This window comes from Kineothrix alysoides (assembly GCF_000732725.1).
Classification (GTDB): Bacteria; Bacillota; Clostridia; order Lachnospirales; family Lachnospiraceae; genus Kineothrix; species Kineothrix alysoides.
Genome location: NZ_JPNB01000002.1, coordinates 939,325 through 952,674, shown reverse-complemented (window position 1 = coordinate 952,674; position 13,350 = coordinate 939,325). Strand labels below are relative to the sequence as shown.

13 protein-coding genes, 1 tRNA gene and 2 rRNA genes are annotated in these 13,350 nt (G+C 41.8%); all 16 read left to right on the top strand.

Translation table 11 applies throughout. The features are described 5' to 3' along the window. Positions 1-86: 86 nt before the first annotated feature. Entirely contained in the window at positions 87-863 is a 777-nt protein-coding gene (locus tag CC90_RS0115340) for a hypothetical protein (protein WP_132038569.1), read from the top strand. 123 nt (positions 864-986) lie between these two features. After that, positions 987-1,397: a prepilin peptidase gene (locus CC90_RS0115330; protein WP_157837556.1), complete on the top strand. Its 411-nt coding sequence runs from the start codon at positions 987-989 to the stop codon at positions 1,395-1,397. Further along, entirely contained in the window at positions 1,390-1,833 is a 444-nt protein-coding gene (locus CC90_RS0115325) for a pilus assembly protein (protein WP_031391619.1), read from the top strand. Before CC90_RS0115330 ends, CC90_RS0115325 begins: the two co-directional genes overlap by 8 nt. Positions 1,834-1,840: 7 nt before the next feature. Continuing rightward, positions 1,841-3,271, top strand: coding sequence for a DUF6382 domain-containing protein (locus CC90_RS0115320; protein ID WP_031391618.1), 1,431 nt, complete (start codon positions 1,841-1,843; stop codon positions 3,269-3,271). Positions 3,272-3,440: 169 nt separating this feature from the next. Then, entirely contained in the window at positions 3,441-4,487 is a 1,047-nt protein-coding gene (locus tag CC90_RS23270; RefSeq protein ID WP_051869639.1) for a rhomboid family intramembrane serine protease, read from the top strand. Positions 4,488-4,517: 30 nt separating this feature from the next. Continuing rightward, positions 4,518-5,045, top strand: a complete 528-nt coding sequence (locus tag CC90_RS25380) for a hypothetical protein (RefSeq protein WP_330373241.1) — start codon at positions 4,518-4,520, stop codon at positions 5,043-5,045. Between the two features lie 18 nt (positions 5,046-5,063). Next, positions 5,064-5,504, top strand: a complete 441-nt coding sequence (locus CC90_RS25375; RefSeq protein WP_330373240.1) for an SCP2 sterol-binding domain-containing protein — start codon at positions 5,064-5,066, stop codon at positions 5,502-5,504. A gap of 60 nt (positions 5,505-5,564) precedes the next feature. Next, the gene (locus CC90_RS0115305) at positions 5,565-5,975 is read left to right on the top strand and encodes an HIT family protein (protein WP_031391616.1); all 411 of its coding nucleotides are present in this window, start codon (positions 5,565-5,567) and stop codon (positions 5,973-5,975) included. 15 nt (positions 5,976-5,990) lie between these two features. After that, a complete protein-coding gene (locus CC90_RS0115300) occupies positions 5,991-6,833 on the top strand; it encodes a fumarate hydratase (RefSeq protein WP_031391615.1) in 843 nt (280 codons plus the stop codon). 45 nt (positions 6,834-6,878) lie between these two features. Next, a complete protein-coding gene (locus CC90_RS0115295) occupies positions 6,879-7,430 on the top strand; it encodes a Fe-S-containing hydro-lyase (protein ID WP_031391614.1) in 552 nt (183 codons plus the stop codon). A 33-nt stretch (positions 7,431-7,463) separates the two neighbouring features. Continuing rightward, positions 7,464-8,171 (top strand): lysophospholipid acyltransferase family protein, encoded by a 708-nt coding sequence (locus tag CC90_RS0115290; RefSeq protein ID WP_031391613.1) that lies wholly within the window; start codon positions 7,464-7,466, stop codon positions 8,169-8,171. A gap of 151 nt (positions 8,172-8,322) precedes the next feature. Beyond that, positions 8,323-8,410: transfer RNA gene (locus CC90_RS0115285), tRNA-Ser, on the top strand. A 131-nt stretch (positions 8,411-8,541) separates the two neighbouring features. Beyond that, positions 8,542-9,183, top strand: a complete 642-nt coding sequence (locus tag CC90_RS0115280) for a GNAT family N-acetyltransferase (protein ID WP_031391612.1) — start codon at positions 8,542-8,544, stop codon at positions 9,181-9,183. A gap of 249 nt (positions 9,184-9,432) precedes the next feature. Further along, positions 9,433-10,227, top strand: a complete 795-nt coding sequence (locus CC90_RS22480; RefSeq protein WP_035315762.1) for a helix-turn-helix domain-containing protein — start codon at positions 9,433-9,435, stop codon at positions 10,225-10,227. 924 nt (positions 10,228-11,151) lie between these two features. After that, a 16S ribosomal RNA gene (locus CC90_RS0115265) occupies positions 11,152-12,683 on the top strand. A gap of 201 nt (positions 12,684-12,884) precedes the next feature. After that, positions 12,885-13,002, top strand: a 5S ribosomal RNA gene (gene rrf, locus CC90_RS0115260). Positions 13,003-13,350: the final 348 nt, after the last annotated feature.

Below are 13,350 nucleotides of genomic sequence, written 5' to 3'. Positions count from 1 at the left end.
CAATTCTAATTAACAAACTCTCGCTATTCAAAATGAAGTCCGAAAAAAGGACATCGTTCTTCCCCTTCTTAAACTGTAAGGCCAGTATGACGGTGGAGGCAGCGCTCGCAGTCCCCTTCTTTCTATTTTTTATAATGAATATTCTGGTCATTTTTGATATGCTCCGACTCCATGGGAATATTGAGGAAGCAATACATCAGACCGGCAACCAAATGGCTTTTTGCGGATATGCTTATAAGAATGTAGAAGAATTGGGGTTCTCACTTCCCGATGAAATGAGCTCTATCGCTATGTCGGAGGTGTATGCGAGAGGCAGGGTAATCCGTATACTCGGAACGGACTATCTGAACAATACTTGTCTTTCCTCCGGAGCGGCGGGATTGCATTTTGTTAAATCTTCCGTCATGAAGGAGGACGATGTCATTGACTTCATCGTTTCTTACAAAGTAAAGCCGCTCATCGGAATTATCGGATTCGCTGATTTTCCTATGGAAAACAGATATTATGGACGGGCTTGGACAGGATATGATGTGGAAAACGGACAAGGGGGACAGGAAGATGACCCGATTGTGTTCATTGCTGAGAATGGTGTAGTGTATCATACATCGAGAAACTGTACGTATTTGTGTCCCTCCATAAATATGATTTCTGCTTTTCAAAAGGATAATATACGAAATGAACAAGGAGAAAAGTATCACGCGTGCGAAAGATGTGGCAGAGCCGGGATTCAGGGAGTTTTATACATTACCTCGCAGGGAAACCGATACCATAATTCTCTGAAGTGTTCTGGACTAAAGCGGACGATTTATGCCGTTCACTTATCCGAAACAGGCGGAAAGGGCAAGTGCTCCAAATGCGGATAAGGAAGGACTGATAAAGGCATCTGCGAGGATATGAAATGGTCTATAAAACTAACGGAGGCTACAAGCTTTGCAATTGTCAAAATAAGGTGAAGGAAAAGGAGTGTAATACAAGCGAAAATGGACATGAGATATATGGCGGCAGCCTTTATAATGATGTGCTGTATTTTTGATATAAGAAAAAAAGAAATACCGGTTCTTCTCATGGCGGCATTTGGGCTTTTGTCCTTAATTGCTGCGGCAGTTATTCAGAAACCTGAACTATATTCATTTTTGTATTCTCTGATTCCCGGGGCGGCGATGTTGGGACTCAGTCTTTGTACGAGAGAAAGCATAGGGTATGGTGACGGCGTTGTAGTCCTCGTATTAGGAGTATTTCTGGGGTTTGGAGAATGTGCCTTTGCTGTTTTGGCAGGACTATTTCTGTTGGCAATTGTCGGACTGGTTTTGCTTATGTTTAAAAAGGTAAGAGGGAAAAGCAGGATGCCTTTTATGCCATTCCTTGCTGCGGGATTGGGGGTTGTATTTTTTGTCTGATTTTTATAAAAAAAAGATGCGGGGATATTTAACGGTGGAGGCTGCTATGCTCATACCCACGATTATTCTTTTGATAGCACTTTTAATATATCTTTCTTTTTTTCTTTATAACAGATGTATCCTTTCTCAGGATGCCTATCTTCTTGCATTCAGGGGTAGTATCCGAAAGCAGGAGGATGAAAGCGCAGTAAGAGGATATATAGAGCAATTGGGTAAGGAACAGTTCGGCAATAAATATATAGGAATGAGGCAACTTGAAAAAAGTTTAGAGATAAGCGATAAAAAGGTTGTTGTAAAGTTAAAAGGAAAAACTGCAAACGGATGGGTGCTAACGGCTGTAGGACAGGCGGATCGAAACGATCCCGTAAAATATATACGTAGAATCCGCCTTATAAAAAAGGCAGGAGAGGGGCTGCGAGGTATGGGGGAGGATTAGTTGGGTGATGGATGCTAAATATTATAAGGATTTAAGTCATAATTATTTGATTTTGAGAAGTACCGGTAATCTTTCAACTATTGATTCCCCGTTCACCAAAGAGGATATGGGGTATAAAAATGAATATCAAAACAAAATGATTACGGGAAACAAGATGAAATATCTTCTTCCATGCAGCATCAGGAATATAAACGATGAGATTTATTTTTACTATGAAATAAGCTCCAAGCAAAGTATAAAGAACCTTTATGAGAGGGGGGGAATGAAGTATGAGCAGATGTTTCAATTGTTTGAATACCTTCTCGAGGCTTCAAGGGAAGTAGGGAAATATCTGCTGGAGGATAATCGTCTTTTGTTTTCCCCGGAATATATTTATGCAGATCCTGAAGGAGAGGAGTTTTTTTTCGTGTATTATCCGGGAGATGGAGATACGCCGATAATGCCGCTTGCGGAATTTCTGCTGGAAAAGGCAGATAGGGAAAATGAGAGAACGGTACAGATAATCTATAAAATATATGAACATATGCAGGATGAAAACTTTATATTGCCGGAGATTATGAAATTATTTCATGAGCCCGCCGGTCATAGTGCCGCGGATGGGAAAGATGAAGATGGCCGGGGAACAGACGATGCTGAGGAAGCAAAGGGCATCAGAACGGAAAGAATTGCAAATGAACAGAAGGAATTAGTATGTCGGGCTTGGCCAGGTGCAGAGATAGAGGAAGAGGATACCAAGGATGAGAATGAAGAAGAAAGAACCTTGGAAAAGGGCAATATGATCATTTCAGGAGTACTATTACTCCTTTGTATAGGTACAATGGTGAGCGTTTTTTGTATCAGATATTTTTGTATATTATCAATAGAAGAATCAGTATTGACGGTAGCCGGAATAATAACGCTCGTTATTGTTTCTTCATTTTTGCTGCTATCGCTTATTATGGCACCTGTCAGAGGAAGGAGGTATGGAAAGAGAGGCGATGAAAAGAGAAAAATTATAGAGGAAGAAGACGAAGAACCGCAGCAATATATGGCGGTGAATGCGTATTTCCAGCCGAAGAAAGAAAGGGAGGATTCTCTGCAGAGAGGAAGAGAGAAGGAAGACGTTTATGGAAGCACTGTTTTTATAGAGACATCTTTATACAGCATAGAAAATAAATTATATGGAACAAATAAAGGAAATAAGTATCATATTGACCTAAATAAGCTACCCTGCACGATAGGAAAGATGGTGGGAGGTGTGGATTTTGTTATTAAGGACAGTTCGATGAGCAGAATACATGCGCGGTTCACGAAGGATGGAGAGAATATATACGTGACGGATCTCAATTCAACAAACGGCACTTTCAAGAACGGGCTGCGTCTGGAACCGAATGAAACGGCAGGAATAGAAGCGGGAGATGAGTTGAGATTTGGAAAGATGGCATTTTGTTACCGGTAGACCAGATTCACCGGATTAAATTCATTGACACAAATATTTGAAAATGTTACCCTTTACCATAGTATCATATCAAAATGAGGGAAGGCACCCGTTTTGATAAGTAGCATCATTCATTATTTAAGAAGTGTGATTTTTTGCTTCCTAAAGGTAATAATAGTCGGGAGACATTATGGTAAAAGAACAGCTGGAGCATTTTCTTACTGGAGAAGGCTATAATAAAATTCCATCCAATCTGCCGGAATTTACAATCTATTTTCATATGGAAAATAATTATGTGAATGTTTTTCATATTATTGATTATAGAAATGAGTTATATATTTCGGAGGATCAATATACTCATATAAAGAAAAAGATACATGAACTTTTTGGAGAAAAAGGGATTACGAACATTCATATTTTATCTTTAATTTTATGTGCGGATTATGAGAAGGCGAAGAAATTGTGCAAAGAGGATTCCTTATGCTGGCTGATTGACCCTCTTCAAGAACGTCTTATTGTATATGAAAACCAAGTCAGCGACTTTTATGGAATGCGCAGTAAGCTGGAATACTGGCTGTTGCACCTTTCTGAAACTGTCTGGCAAGAGCCGCAGGCTCAGGCGCCGCGAATGCGGGACTATCAAAAGCTTCCCTTTATCACGATTTCCTTAGTGGCTATCAATATCGTTATTTTTCTAATATGTACATTCACCGGTGATTTGTTATATAATATAGGAGCATTCAGTGTTGCCGGCTTTTTTTCCGACAAAGAGTATTATCGTATCTTTTCCTGCATATTTTTGCACTGGGATATAAATCATCTGGTAAGCAATATGCTGGTGCTCTATTATTTGGGAGAAGTGGTTGAGAAGCATTTTGGACATGTGAAATATATAGTCATATATTTCGTGTCAGGAATCTTCGGAAATCTATTGTCTATGAGTTATGAGCTATATACGAGTAATTATGCAATGTCGGCAGGTGCCAGCGGCGCCATATTCGGTGTGATAGGCGCGCTGTTATTTTTGGTACTCATCCACAAAGGACATTTGGAACAGATTACACTAAGCAGATTATTATTTATGATTTTTTATTCCTTATACAGCGGATTTGTGGGGACAAATATAAATAATGCGGCGCATATCGGCGGATTTTTAAGCGGTGTTGGGACTGCATTTATAATATGGCTTTTATTTTCGGGCAAATCTCGGACAAAGAGTAACGAAGATGCGGCTTGAGCGAAGCTTTAAGGAAAGGAAAATTTTTATATGAAAATCAATATTTATTACGGCGGCAGAGGACTGATCGATGATCCTACCTTATTTGTGATTAATAAAATACAGCAGGTATTGGAGGAGCTTAGAGTTAAGGTAGAGCGCTTTAATTTATTTGAGCTTAAAAACAGCATTACGACTTTGCCCCAGACGTTAAAGGGAGCGGACGGCATTATTCTCGCAACTACTGTGGAATGGTACGGGATAGGCGGGTATATGCAGCAATTCTTGGATTCCTGCTGGTTGTATGGCGATAAGGAGAAGATAAGCGGTATATATATGTGTCCGATCGTAATGTCTACCACATATGGAGAGAGAGAAGGAAAGCTTAATTTGGCCTCCGCATGGGAGATTCTTGGAGGACTCCCCTGCAGCGGCATCTGCGGTTATATAGCAGATACCTCCCTGCTGGAGACGAATGCGGAATATGCTAGTTTAATAGAAAAAAAAGCGGAAAATATGTACCGGACAATAAACCAGAAAATGGCCAGCCTCCCCGCCAGCAATCAGGCGATTAAGTAGGCGGTATCGCGGGTTCAGATGGATTTGACTCCGCAGGAAACGGAGCAGCTTTCTCAATACGCCTCCGACGACAGATATGTGCAGCGGCAGAAGGAGGATATCCAGGAGCTTACCAGTATTTTCAGAAACTTGATAGATAACGCGGACGGAGAAGAAAGCGTAGAGGTCATTGAAAAATTCAAGCAGAGTTTCAGCCCTCAGCCCGGCTTCCGAGCAGTATATAGAATCATTATCGAAGGACGGAAAAAACATCTGATTATTAAAGTGGAAAATGCGGATTTGCAATGTTCTTATGGTACCGTGGATCATGCGGATGTGGAATTGCAGTTAAACTCTCAGATATTGGATGATATTATTTATGCGAGGATGACATTCCAAAGGGCATTTATGTCCGGTGTGACGAAGCTGAAAGGCGATTTCAAGGTGCTTCGTACCTTGGACCATATTTTTGTATTTTAATTTTCTGTTCCCGCCGTTTTAACGGTGCAGGCAATAGTTCAAAGGAGTGCGACTATATATATGAGAGACGACAACTGTATTTTTTGTAAAATAGCGAACGGAGACATTCCGTCGAAAGAAATCTATGAAGATGAAGAATTCAAGGTGATTTTGGATTTGGGACCGGCTACTAAGGGCCATGCGCTCATTTTGCCGAAGAATCATTACCGCGATTTATATGAATTACCGGATGAAGCGGCAACAAAAGTTATGCTGCTCGCTAAAAAGTTAGCGTCGGGTATGACCCAGAAGCTAAACTGTGATGGCTTTAACCTGGTACAGAACAATGGAGAAGCTGCCGGACAGACGGTATTCCATTTTCATTTGCATCTGATTCCCCGCTACGAGGATGACGGACAGACGTTAGGATGGAAAGCGATGAAACCTTCGGGAGAAGAGCTTGACGAAGTGCGAAAGATAATCGTTGAATGATTGAAGGGTTGATTTATGCGAACGATACAAGTGTCCGTTATTGCGGATAATATAAAAGAAATGTGTATAGAGGCCAATCATTATTTGTCGGAGGATATGAAGACAGTAATGAATAAGGCTGCGTCGACGGAAAAGGCACCTTTGGGAAGGCAGGTTTTATGCCAGTTACAAGAAAACCTTGAGATTGCAGCAAAGGATATGATTCCCATTTGTCAGGATACCGGAATGGCGGTCATCTTCATGGAAATCGGTCAAGAGGTTCATTTCGAAGGCGGTGCTTTAGAGGATGCGGTCAATGAAGGTGTGAGGGCAGGATATAAAGAAGGCTACCTAAGGAAATCGGTAGTAAAAGACCCTCTGATTCGTGAAAATACAAAGGATAATACTCCGGCTGTGGTTCATTATGAAATTATGCCGGGGGACAAGGTGAAAATTACCGTAGCCCCGAAGGGCTTTGGCAGCGAGAACATGAGCCGAGTGTTCATGTTAAAGCCTTCCGACGGTATAGAGGGAGTAAAAGAAGCGATATTGACTGCTGTAAAAGACGCAGGCCCGAACGCATGCCCGCCCATGGTAGTGGGTGTGGGAATCGGAGGTACGTTTGAAAAGTGCGCCCTGATGGCGAAGAAGGCGCTTACCAGACCGGTGAGCAAACGTTCGGATATTTCTTATATAATGGAAATGGAAGAGGAGTTGCTTGAGAAAATTAACAAGACGGGAATCGGTCCCGGAGGACTTGGAGGAAGTACCACTGCGTTTGCGGTCAATATAGATACCTATCCTACACATATAGCCGGACTTCCGGTAGCTGTAAATATTTGCTGCCATGTAAACAGGCATGCGGTAAGGATTATTTAGAAGCTGTTGACTATCTCTTGTTAGAGTGAGAGGATTGTGGATAAAATGGATAAGTATATAAATGCACCCATAAGCAGTGAAGAGGCAAGGGAGTTAAGAGCCGGAGATTATGTTTATATTACCGGAACTATTTATACGGCCCGGGATGCTGCCCATAAGAGAATGTATGAAGCTCTGGAAGAAGGGAAGGAACTTCCTATAAACCTTACGAATAATATCATATACTATATGGGGCCTTCACCTGCGCGTGAGGGCAGACCCATCGGTTCCGCAGGGCCTACTACCGCAAGCCGTATGGATAAGTATACCCCGGATTTTCTTGACAGGGGCCTAAAAGGAATGATTGGAAAAGGCAAACGGACGGAAGCAGTCAGGGAAGCAATCTTACGTAATGGAGCAGTGTATTTTGCAGCTGTAGGAGGTGCGGGAGCTCTTCTGTCGCGTTCTATTAAAAGTTCGAATGTAATCGCATACGAAGACCTCGGCACGGAAGCGATTCGTGAATTGCAGGTAGAGAATTTTCCCGTTATTGTTGTGATTGATTCGCAAGGAAGCAACTTGTACGAGACGGCATTGGAAAAGTATAGACAAATATAATCTTTTAAGTATAAAAGGCAGGAAGAAGATAGCATGTATAGAATTATGATGATGGTCTTAAGATTATTTTTGAAAGTGCCTTATTATCTTTTTCAAATATGGTGGTATGGAAAAAGCAGTAAGAAAACTTATGAAGAGGCATATGCTGTTGTTAAAAGGGCAACCATAGCAGCTAATAGAGCCGGAAAAGTCAGGATAGAATCCTTTGGACTGGAAAATATCCCCAAGGAGAACGGGTTCATATTCTTTCCTAATCACCAGGGGCTGTATGATGTGCTGGCTTTTTTGGAATCCAGTCCGGTACCTTTCGCTTTTGTTATTAAGAAGGAAGCACAGAATGTCATATTACTCAAGCAGGTAATGAAGGCTCTCGGTTCCATTTCCATGGACAGGGACGATATCCGTCAGTCGATGGAAGTGATACAACAGGTTACGGAAGAAGTAAAGACTGGAAGGAACTTTCTTATCTTTGCGGAAGGTACCAGAAGTCGCGAGGGTAACAATCTGCTGAATTTGAAGGGTGGAAGTTTTAAAAGTGCTCAAAAGGCAAAGTGCCCGATAGTTCCATGTGCATTGATAGATGCATTCAAGCCGTTTGATGAGAAATCAATAAAGCCGTTAACCGTCAAGATCATATACTTGCCCCCTATATATTATGAAGAATATAAGGATATGAAGACAGTGCAGATAGCAGCGGAAGTGAAACGCCGCATAGAAGAGGCAATAGTTGAACACATGTAGATAATATAAAAAAGAAATGGAATTATATTATTGACAAACAAAATCCCCTTAGGTATAATAACACTTGCGTTATCATTCAACGCAGAATTTAATATCCGATAAGCGTGAATAGCTTTGATAAAAAGATTTCACGTGATTTGGTTCAGGCTATGGAGAAATACTCAAGAGGCTGAAGAGGCGCCCCTGCTAAGGGTGTAGGTCGTTTACGCGGCGCGAGGGTTCAAATCCCTCTTTCTCCGTCACAGAAACAGACAAATTTCGATAAGGAAATTTGTCTGTTTCTTTTTGCTTTTCGATAAACTATAATTAAAAAAAGCTGATCATTTATTAAACATATAGTAAAAAGGATGTTGTAGAGGTGAAGGAAAAAATGAAGCATATTAAAATCAGAAATGAAAAAGAAAATGAATATAGGAAGGTAGAAGAAATCCATCGCAGGGCATTTTGGAATCTCAATGTGCCGGGATGCAACGAGCACTATCTGTCTCACATTTTGAGAGGGCATGAAGATTTTATTCATGAATTGGACTATGTAGCGGAGCTCGATGGACAAGTAGTTGCAAATGTTATGTATACAAAATCAAAACTCATTGATGAAACAGGGCGTGTGACAAATATTATTACCTTTGGGCCTGTCAGCGTAGAACCTGAATGTCAGCGTTTAGGTATTGGGAAAGACTTGCTGGAAAAAACATTTCTTAAAGCGTTTGAAATGGGTTATAAAGCTATAATTATTTTTGGTAACCCTGATAATTATGTGGCAAGAGGCTTTAAAAGCTGTAAAAAATATAATGTTTGTCTAGAGGGAGATATTTTTCCTGCGGCATTACTTGTAAAAGAATTACAACCAGGATTTTTTGATGGAACAAAGTATTATTTCCATGAGTCACCTGCCTTTGAAATCAATGACAAAGAAGCAGAAGAATTCGATAAAACTTTTGAATACACAGAAAAAAAGTTTCAACCGAGTCAGGAAGAATTTTATATTCACAGTCATTCTGTCGTTCGATAACTTCCAAATTTATCGCCTATCTGGTCCGTATCGTTTGAACTAACTGTAAAATCTTTTTCCCGCTATTACTAAAAGAGGGACGCTCAGATGCGCATGCGGAACAAAAGTTGTGCTGCCAAAGTATTTGACCGGGAAGCACTTCTGTTCTAACCACGGCTGCAGCTATTTACATTAGCCGGAACGAGCAATAAATATCATGAAGATATGAAGTAGTTATTTTATACTCTTAAATAGACAGGAGGTGAAAGGATGGAGACGATAAACTGTATTCAAAGGGCAATCGACTTTGTGGAAGACAATATTTGCGATGAATTGAACCCTGAAGTTATTGCAGGTCAGGCGTATATGTCAAGCTTTCATTTTCAACGCTTGTTTTCAATTGTGTGCGGCGTATCTCTTGGTGAATATATTCGCAGCCGTCGCCTGACACTTGCAGGAATTGATATAATAGAAGCTTCAGATACAAAAGTTATTGATATCGCATTCAAATACGGCTATGAGTCGCCGGAAAGCTTTTCCCGTGCGTTTACTCGTTTTCATGGCATATCTCCTATGGCGGCGCGCAGCCATAGGGATAAACTCCATTCATTTGCCTCAATATCTGTCCAATCTATTTTAGGAGGAAAACAAATGATACAGGGATTGAAAGAAAGAGGATATACTGTCAGAGAAAACGGTCCGGTCTACTATACCAAAGACATGGATAGAACGGCGAGTTGGTTTGAGAGTGTGTTAGGGTGGTATGCAGGAATTGATCAACGAAACGATAACGGTGATGGGACATATGGGTGTGTTTTGCCTTTGCCGGGTGAAATAAGTAATATGACACTCGTTCCATTTAATGGATTCCACATGTTTTACGGTGAACCTGCGAAACAAACAGTTGCTTTTATGCGTGTAGACAATATTGATAACCTTTATTCTTTTGTAAGAAAAAGTGGCTGGACGCAAATCGGTGAGATTACAATACAGCCTTGGGGTGGAAGAGAATGCGACATCGTGACAATCGACGGAGGTGTAATGAGATTCTTCCAATTGGATTAAATGAATAAATAAATCAAGTTAATCTCAAGTTATTACACCTCGGCAGGCATCAGATCAAAAAAGATATAACTTTATATCTTTTTTGATCTGATTTTATATTATTAATCTGTATCATACATTTATGCCGTAAATATGAGTAGTATCTATTTGGCCTTAATGCTGGGGATTTAAATGGTTGTTATTCACAGCCACTATTCCGCGAAATATTTTGTGCTGCTTCCGCACAAAATCCCAAGGGTAGTTAGAACCAGATTGCATGTTCCTTGCGATTTGTATGCATATTGTTGGGACGAACAGCAAAACTGTGAATAGTAATTTTAAATGGTCATAATAGCTTCAATTTTAAAAATAATAATTATATGTAAAAAAGATATTGACTTTTGACAATATTTTGGGTAAACTAACGAAGCACTGCAAGGAAGAACTAAAGATTCGGTTAGATTAAAGCGGGTTTTTGTTTGGAACTTCTCCAGTCTTATAGATATAATCAGATTTGTATGAAAAATTGATGAAATTGATTGAAAATACAGGTTGACATTTATAAGCATGCAATGCTATAATAAAAATCCACCGTTGAGAGACGGAGGACAAGTTCATAAAAAATAATTAAAAAAAGTATTGACTTAGCGAAACGCATATGATATTATAATAAAGTTGCGTCTGAGCAAAAGACAAAACAAGATTAGAAATTATGAACCGATGAACCTTGACAAGTAAACAGTAATACAACCCTGAAAATTCTGAAATACCTGCATGGCTCGAAAGAGCAAAAAGCAGGAAATGAATGAAAATTCAGAGAACGGCATCCGAAAGGATGCAACCTAAAAAAACAGTAAAGAGTCGCATCAAAGCACCGCAAGGAGCAGAGATGATGACTACGGGAAAAGATTAGCCAATGTTAATCTTGGATCGGAGAGAACTTTTCAACATGAGAGTTTGATCCTGGCTCAGGATGAACGCTGGCGGCGTGCCTAACACATGCAAGTCGAACGGAGTAATTAAGCGGAAGTCTTCGGATGGAAGCTTAGCTACTTAGTGGCGGACGGGTGAGTAACGCGTGGGCAACCTGCCCTGTACCGGGGGATAACACTTAGAAATAGGTGCTAATACCGCATAAGCGCACGGTCTCGCATGAGACAGTGTGAAAAACTCCGGTGGTACAGGATGGACCCGCGTCTGATTAGCTAGTTGGTGGGGTAGAGGCCTACCAAGGCGACGATCAGTAGCCGGCCTGAGAGGGTGACCGGCCACATTGGGACTGAGACACGGCCCAAACTCCTACGGGAGGCAGCAGTGGGGAATATTGCACAATGGGGGAAACCCTGATGCAGCGACGCCGCGTGAGTGAAGAAGTATTTCGGTATGTAAAGCTCTATCAGCAGGGAAGAAAATGACGGTACCTGACTAAGAAGCCCCGGCTAACTACGTGCCAGCAGCCGCGGTAATACGTAGGGGGCAAGCGTTATCCGGATTTACTGGGTGTAAAGGGAGCGTAGACGGCAGGGCAAGTCTGAAGTGAAAGCCCGGGGCTCAACCCCGGGACTGCTTTGGAAACTGTCCAGCTGGAGTGCAGGAGAGGTAAGTGGAATTCCTAGTGTAGCGGTGAAATGCGTAGATATTAGGAGGAACACCAGTGGCGAAGGCGGCTTACTGGACTGTAACTGACGTTGAGGCTCGAAAGCGTGGGGAGCAAACAGGATTAGATACCCTGGTAGTCCACGCCGTAAACGATGATTACTAGGTGTCGGGGGCTATTAGACCTTCGGTGCCGCAGCAAACGCAATAAGTAATCCACCTGGGGAGTACGTTCGCAAGAATGAAACTCAAAGGAATTGACGGGGACCCGCACAAGCGGTGGAGCATGTGGTTTAATTCGAAGCAACGCGAAGAACCTTACCAAGTCTTGACATCCCAATGACAGCATATGTAATGTATGTTCCCTTCGGGGCATTGGAGACAGGTGGTGCATGGTTGTCGTCAGCTCGTGTCGTGAGATGTTGGGTTAAGTCCCGCAACGAGCGCAACCCTTATCTTTAGTAGCCAGCAGTAAGATGGGAACTCTAGAGAGACTGCCGGGGATAACCCGGAGGAAGGTGGGGATGACGTCAAATCATCATGCCCCTTATGATTTGGGCTACACACGTGCTACAATGGCGTGAACAGAGGGAAGCGAAGGGGTGACCTGGAGCAAATCCCAAAAAACACGTCTCAGTTCGGATTGTAGTCTGCAACTCGACTACATGAAGCTGGAATCGCTAGTAATCGCGAATCAGAATGTCGCGGTGAATACGTTCCCGGGTCTTGTACACACCGCCCGTCACACCATGGGAGTCGGAAATGCCCGAAGTCTGTGACCTAACCCGCAAGGGGAGGAGCAGCCGAAGGCAGGTCTGATAACTGGGGTGAAGTCGTAACAAGGTAGCCGTATCGGAAGGTGCGGCTGGATCACCTCCTTTCTAAGGAAGAAGAAGTAAGGGTTGTATTACTGTTTAGCTGTTAAGGAAGTGGAATGAGGAACGAGTGAAAGACACTCGTAACGAGTAGAGAACACTCGTAATGAGTAAAAAATACTCATAGAACACTCAGGACACTTAAGAAAGATGATATCCTGGAGGGCGAGAGCTTAAGGGAAGAAGTCAAGGAAGCTAAGAAAAGATTCTGGTGGCGATGCGCTTAGGGGAGACACCCGTTCTCATCCCGAACACGAAGGTTAAGACTTAAGCGGCCGATGGTACTATGCTGGAGACGGCATGGGAGAGCAGGTGGCTGCCAGATTCATTATGTAAACAAAGCCGAGAGGCTTTCATAATATAAGCAAAATGTGAAAACATTTTGCAGCTGGTTTTACCAGTGATTAAAGATTAAAATACTATTATTTTGGTTTTTAATGACTGATAAAACAGTCAAATGTCGTAATAGACAAGTTTGTACCTTGAAAACCGAATACCGAAAAACAATCAAGTATCAAAGACATCCGAGGTCCATCCGAAAGGATGACCAACAAGTGTATTACACTTGTATTTATAAATGTTAGAGACAACAAGCCTGACGAAAGTCAGGCGCTGAACGAGTAAAGAACACTCGTAAGAGTGGGACTGCTCGCAGACAGCAGACCAGCCTGCG

What these genes read in the sequence shown, in the direction of transcription:
- CC90_RS0115340 (WP_132038569.1), top strand. Translation starts at nt 87, where the DNA reads ATGACGGTGGAGGCAGCGCTCGCAGTCCCCTTCTTTCTATTTTTTATA.
- CC90_RS0115330 (WP_157837556.1), top strand. Translation starts at nt 987, where the DNA reads ATGAGATATATGGCGGCAGCCTTTATAATGATGTGCTGTATTTTTGAT.
- CC90_RS22480 (WP_035315762.1), top strand. Translation starts at nt 9,433, where the DNA reads ATGGAGACGATAAACTGTATTCAAAGGGCAATCGACTTTGTGGAAGAC.
- CC90_RS0115300 (WP_031391615.1), top strand. Translation starts at nt 5,991, where the DNA reads ATGCGAACGATACAAGTGTCCGTTATTGCGGATAATATAAAAGAAATG.
- CC90_RS25375 (WP_330373240.1), top strand. Translation starts at nt 5,064, where the DNA reads ATGGATTTGACTCCGCAGGAAACGGAGCAGCTTTCTCAATACGCCTCC.
- CC90_RS23270 (WP_051869639.1), top strand. Translation starts at nt 3,441, where the DNA reads ATGGTAAAAGAACAGCTGGAGCATTTTCTTACTGGAGAAGGCTATAAT.
- CC90_RS0115290 (WP_031391613.1), top strand. Translation starts at nt 7,464, where the DNA reads ATGTATAGAATTATGATGATGGTCTTAAGATTATTTTTGAAAGTGCCT.
- CC90_RS0115305 (WP_031391616.1), top strand. Translation starts at nt 5,565, where the DNA reads ATGAGAGACGACAACTGTATTTTTTGTAAAATAGCGAACGGAGACATT.
- CC90_RS0115280 (WP_031391612.1), top strand. Translation starts at nt 8,542, where the DNA reads ATGAAGCATATTAAAATCAGAAATGAAAAAGAAAATGAATATAGGAAG.
- CC90_RS25380 (WP_330373241.1), top strand. Translation starts at nt 4,518, where the DNA reads ATGAAAATCAATATTTATTACGGCGGCAGAGGACTGATCGATGATCCT.
- CC90_RS0115295 (WP_031391614.1), top strand. Translation starts at nt 6,879, where the DNA reads ATGGATAAGTATATAAATGCACCCATAAGCAGTGAAGAGGCAAGGGAG.
- CC90_RS0115320 (WP_031391618.1), top strand. Translation starts at nt 1,841, where the DNA reads ATGGATGCTAAATATTATAAGGATTTAAGTCATAATTATTTGATTTTG.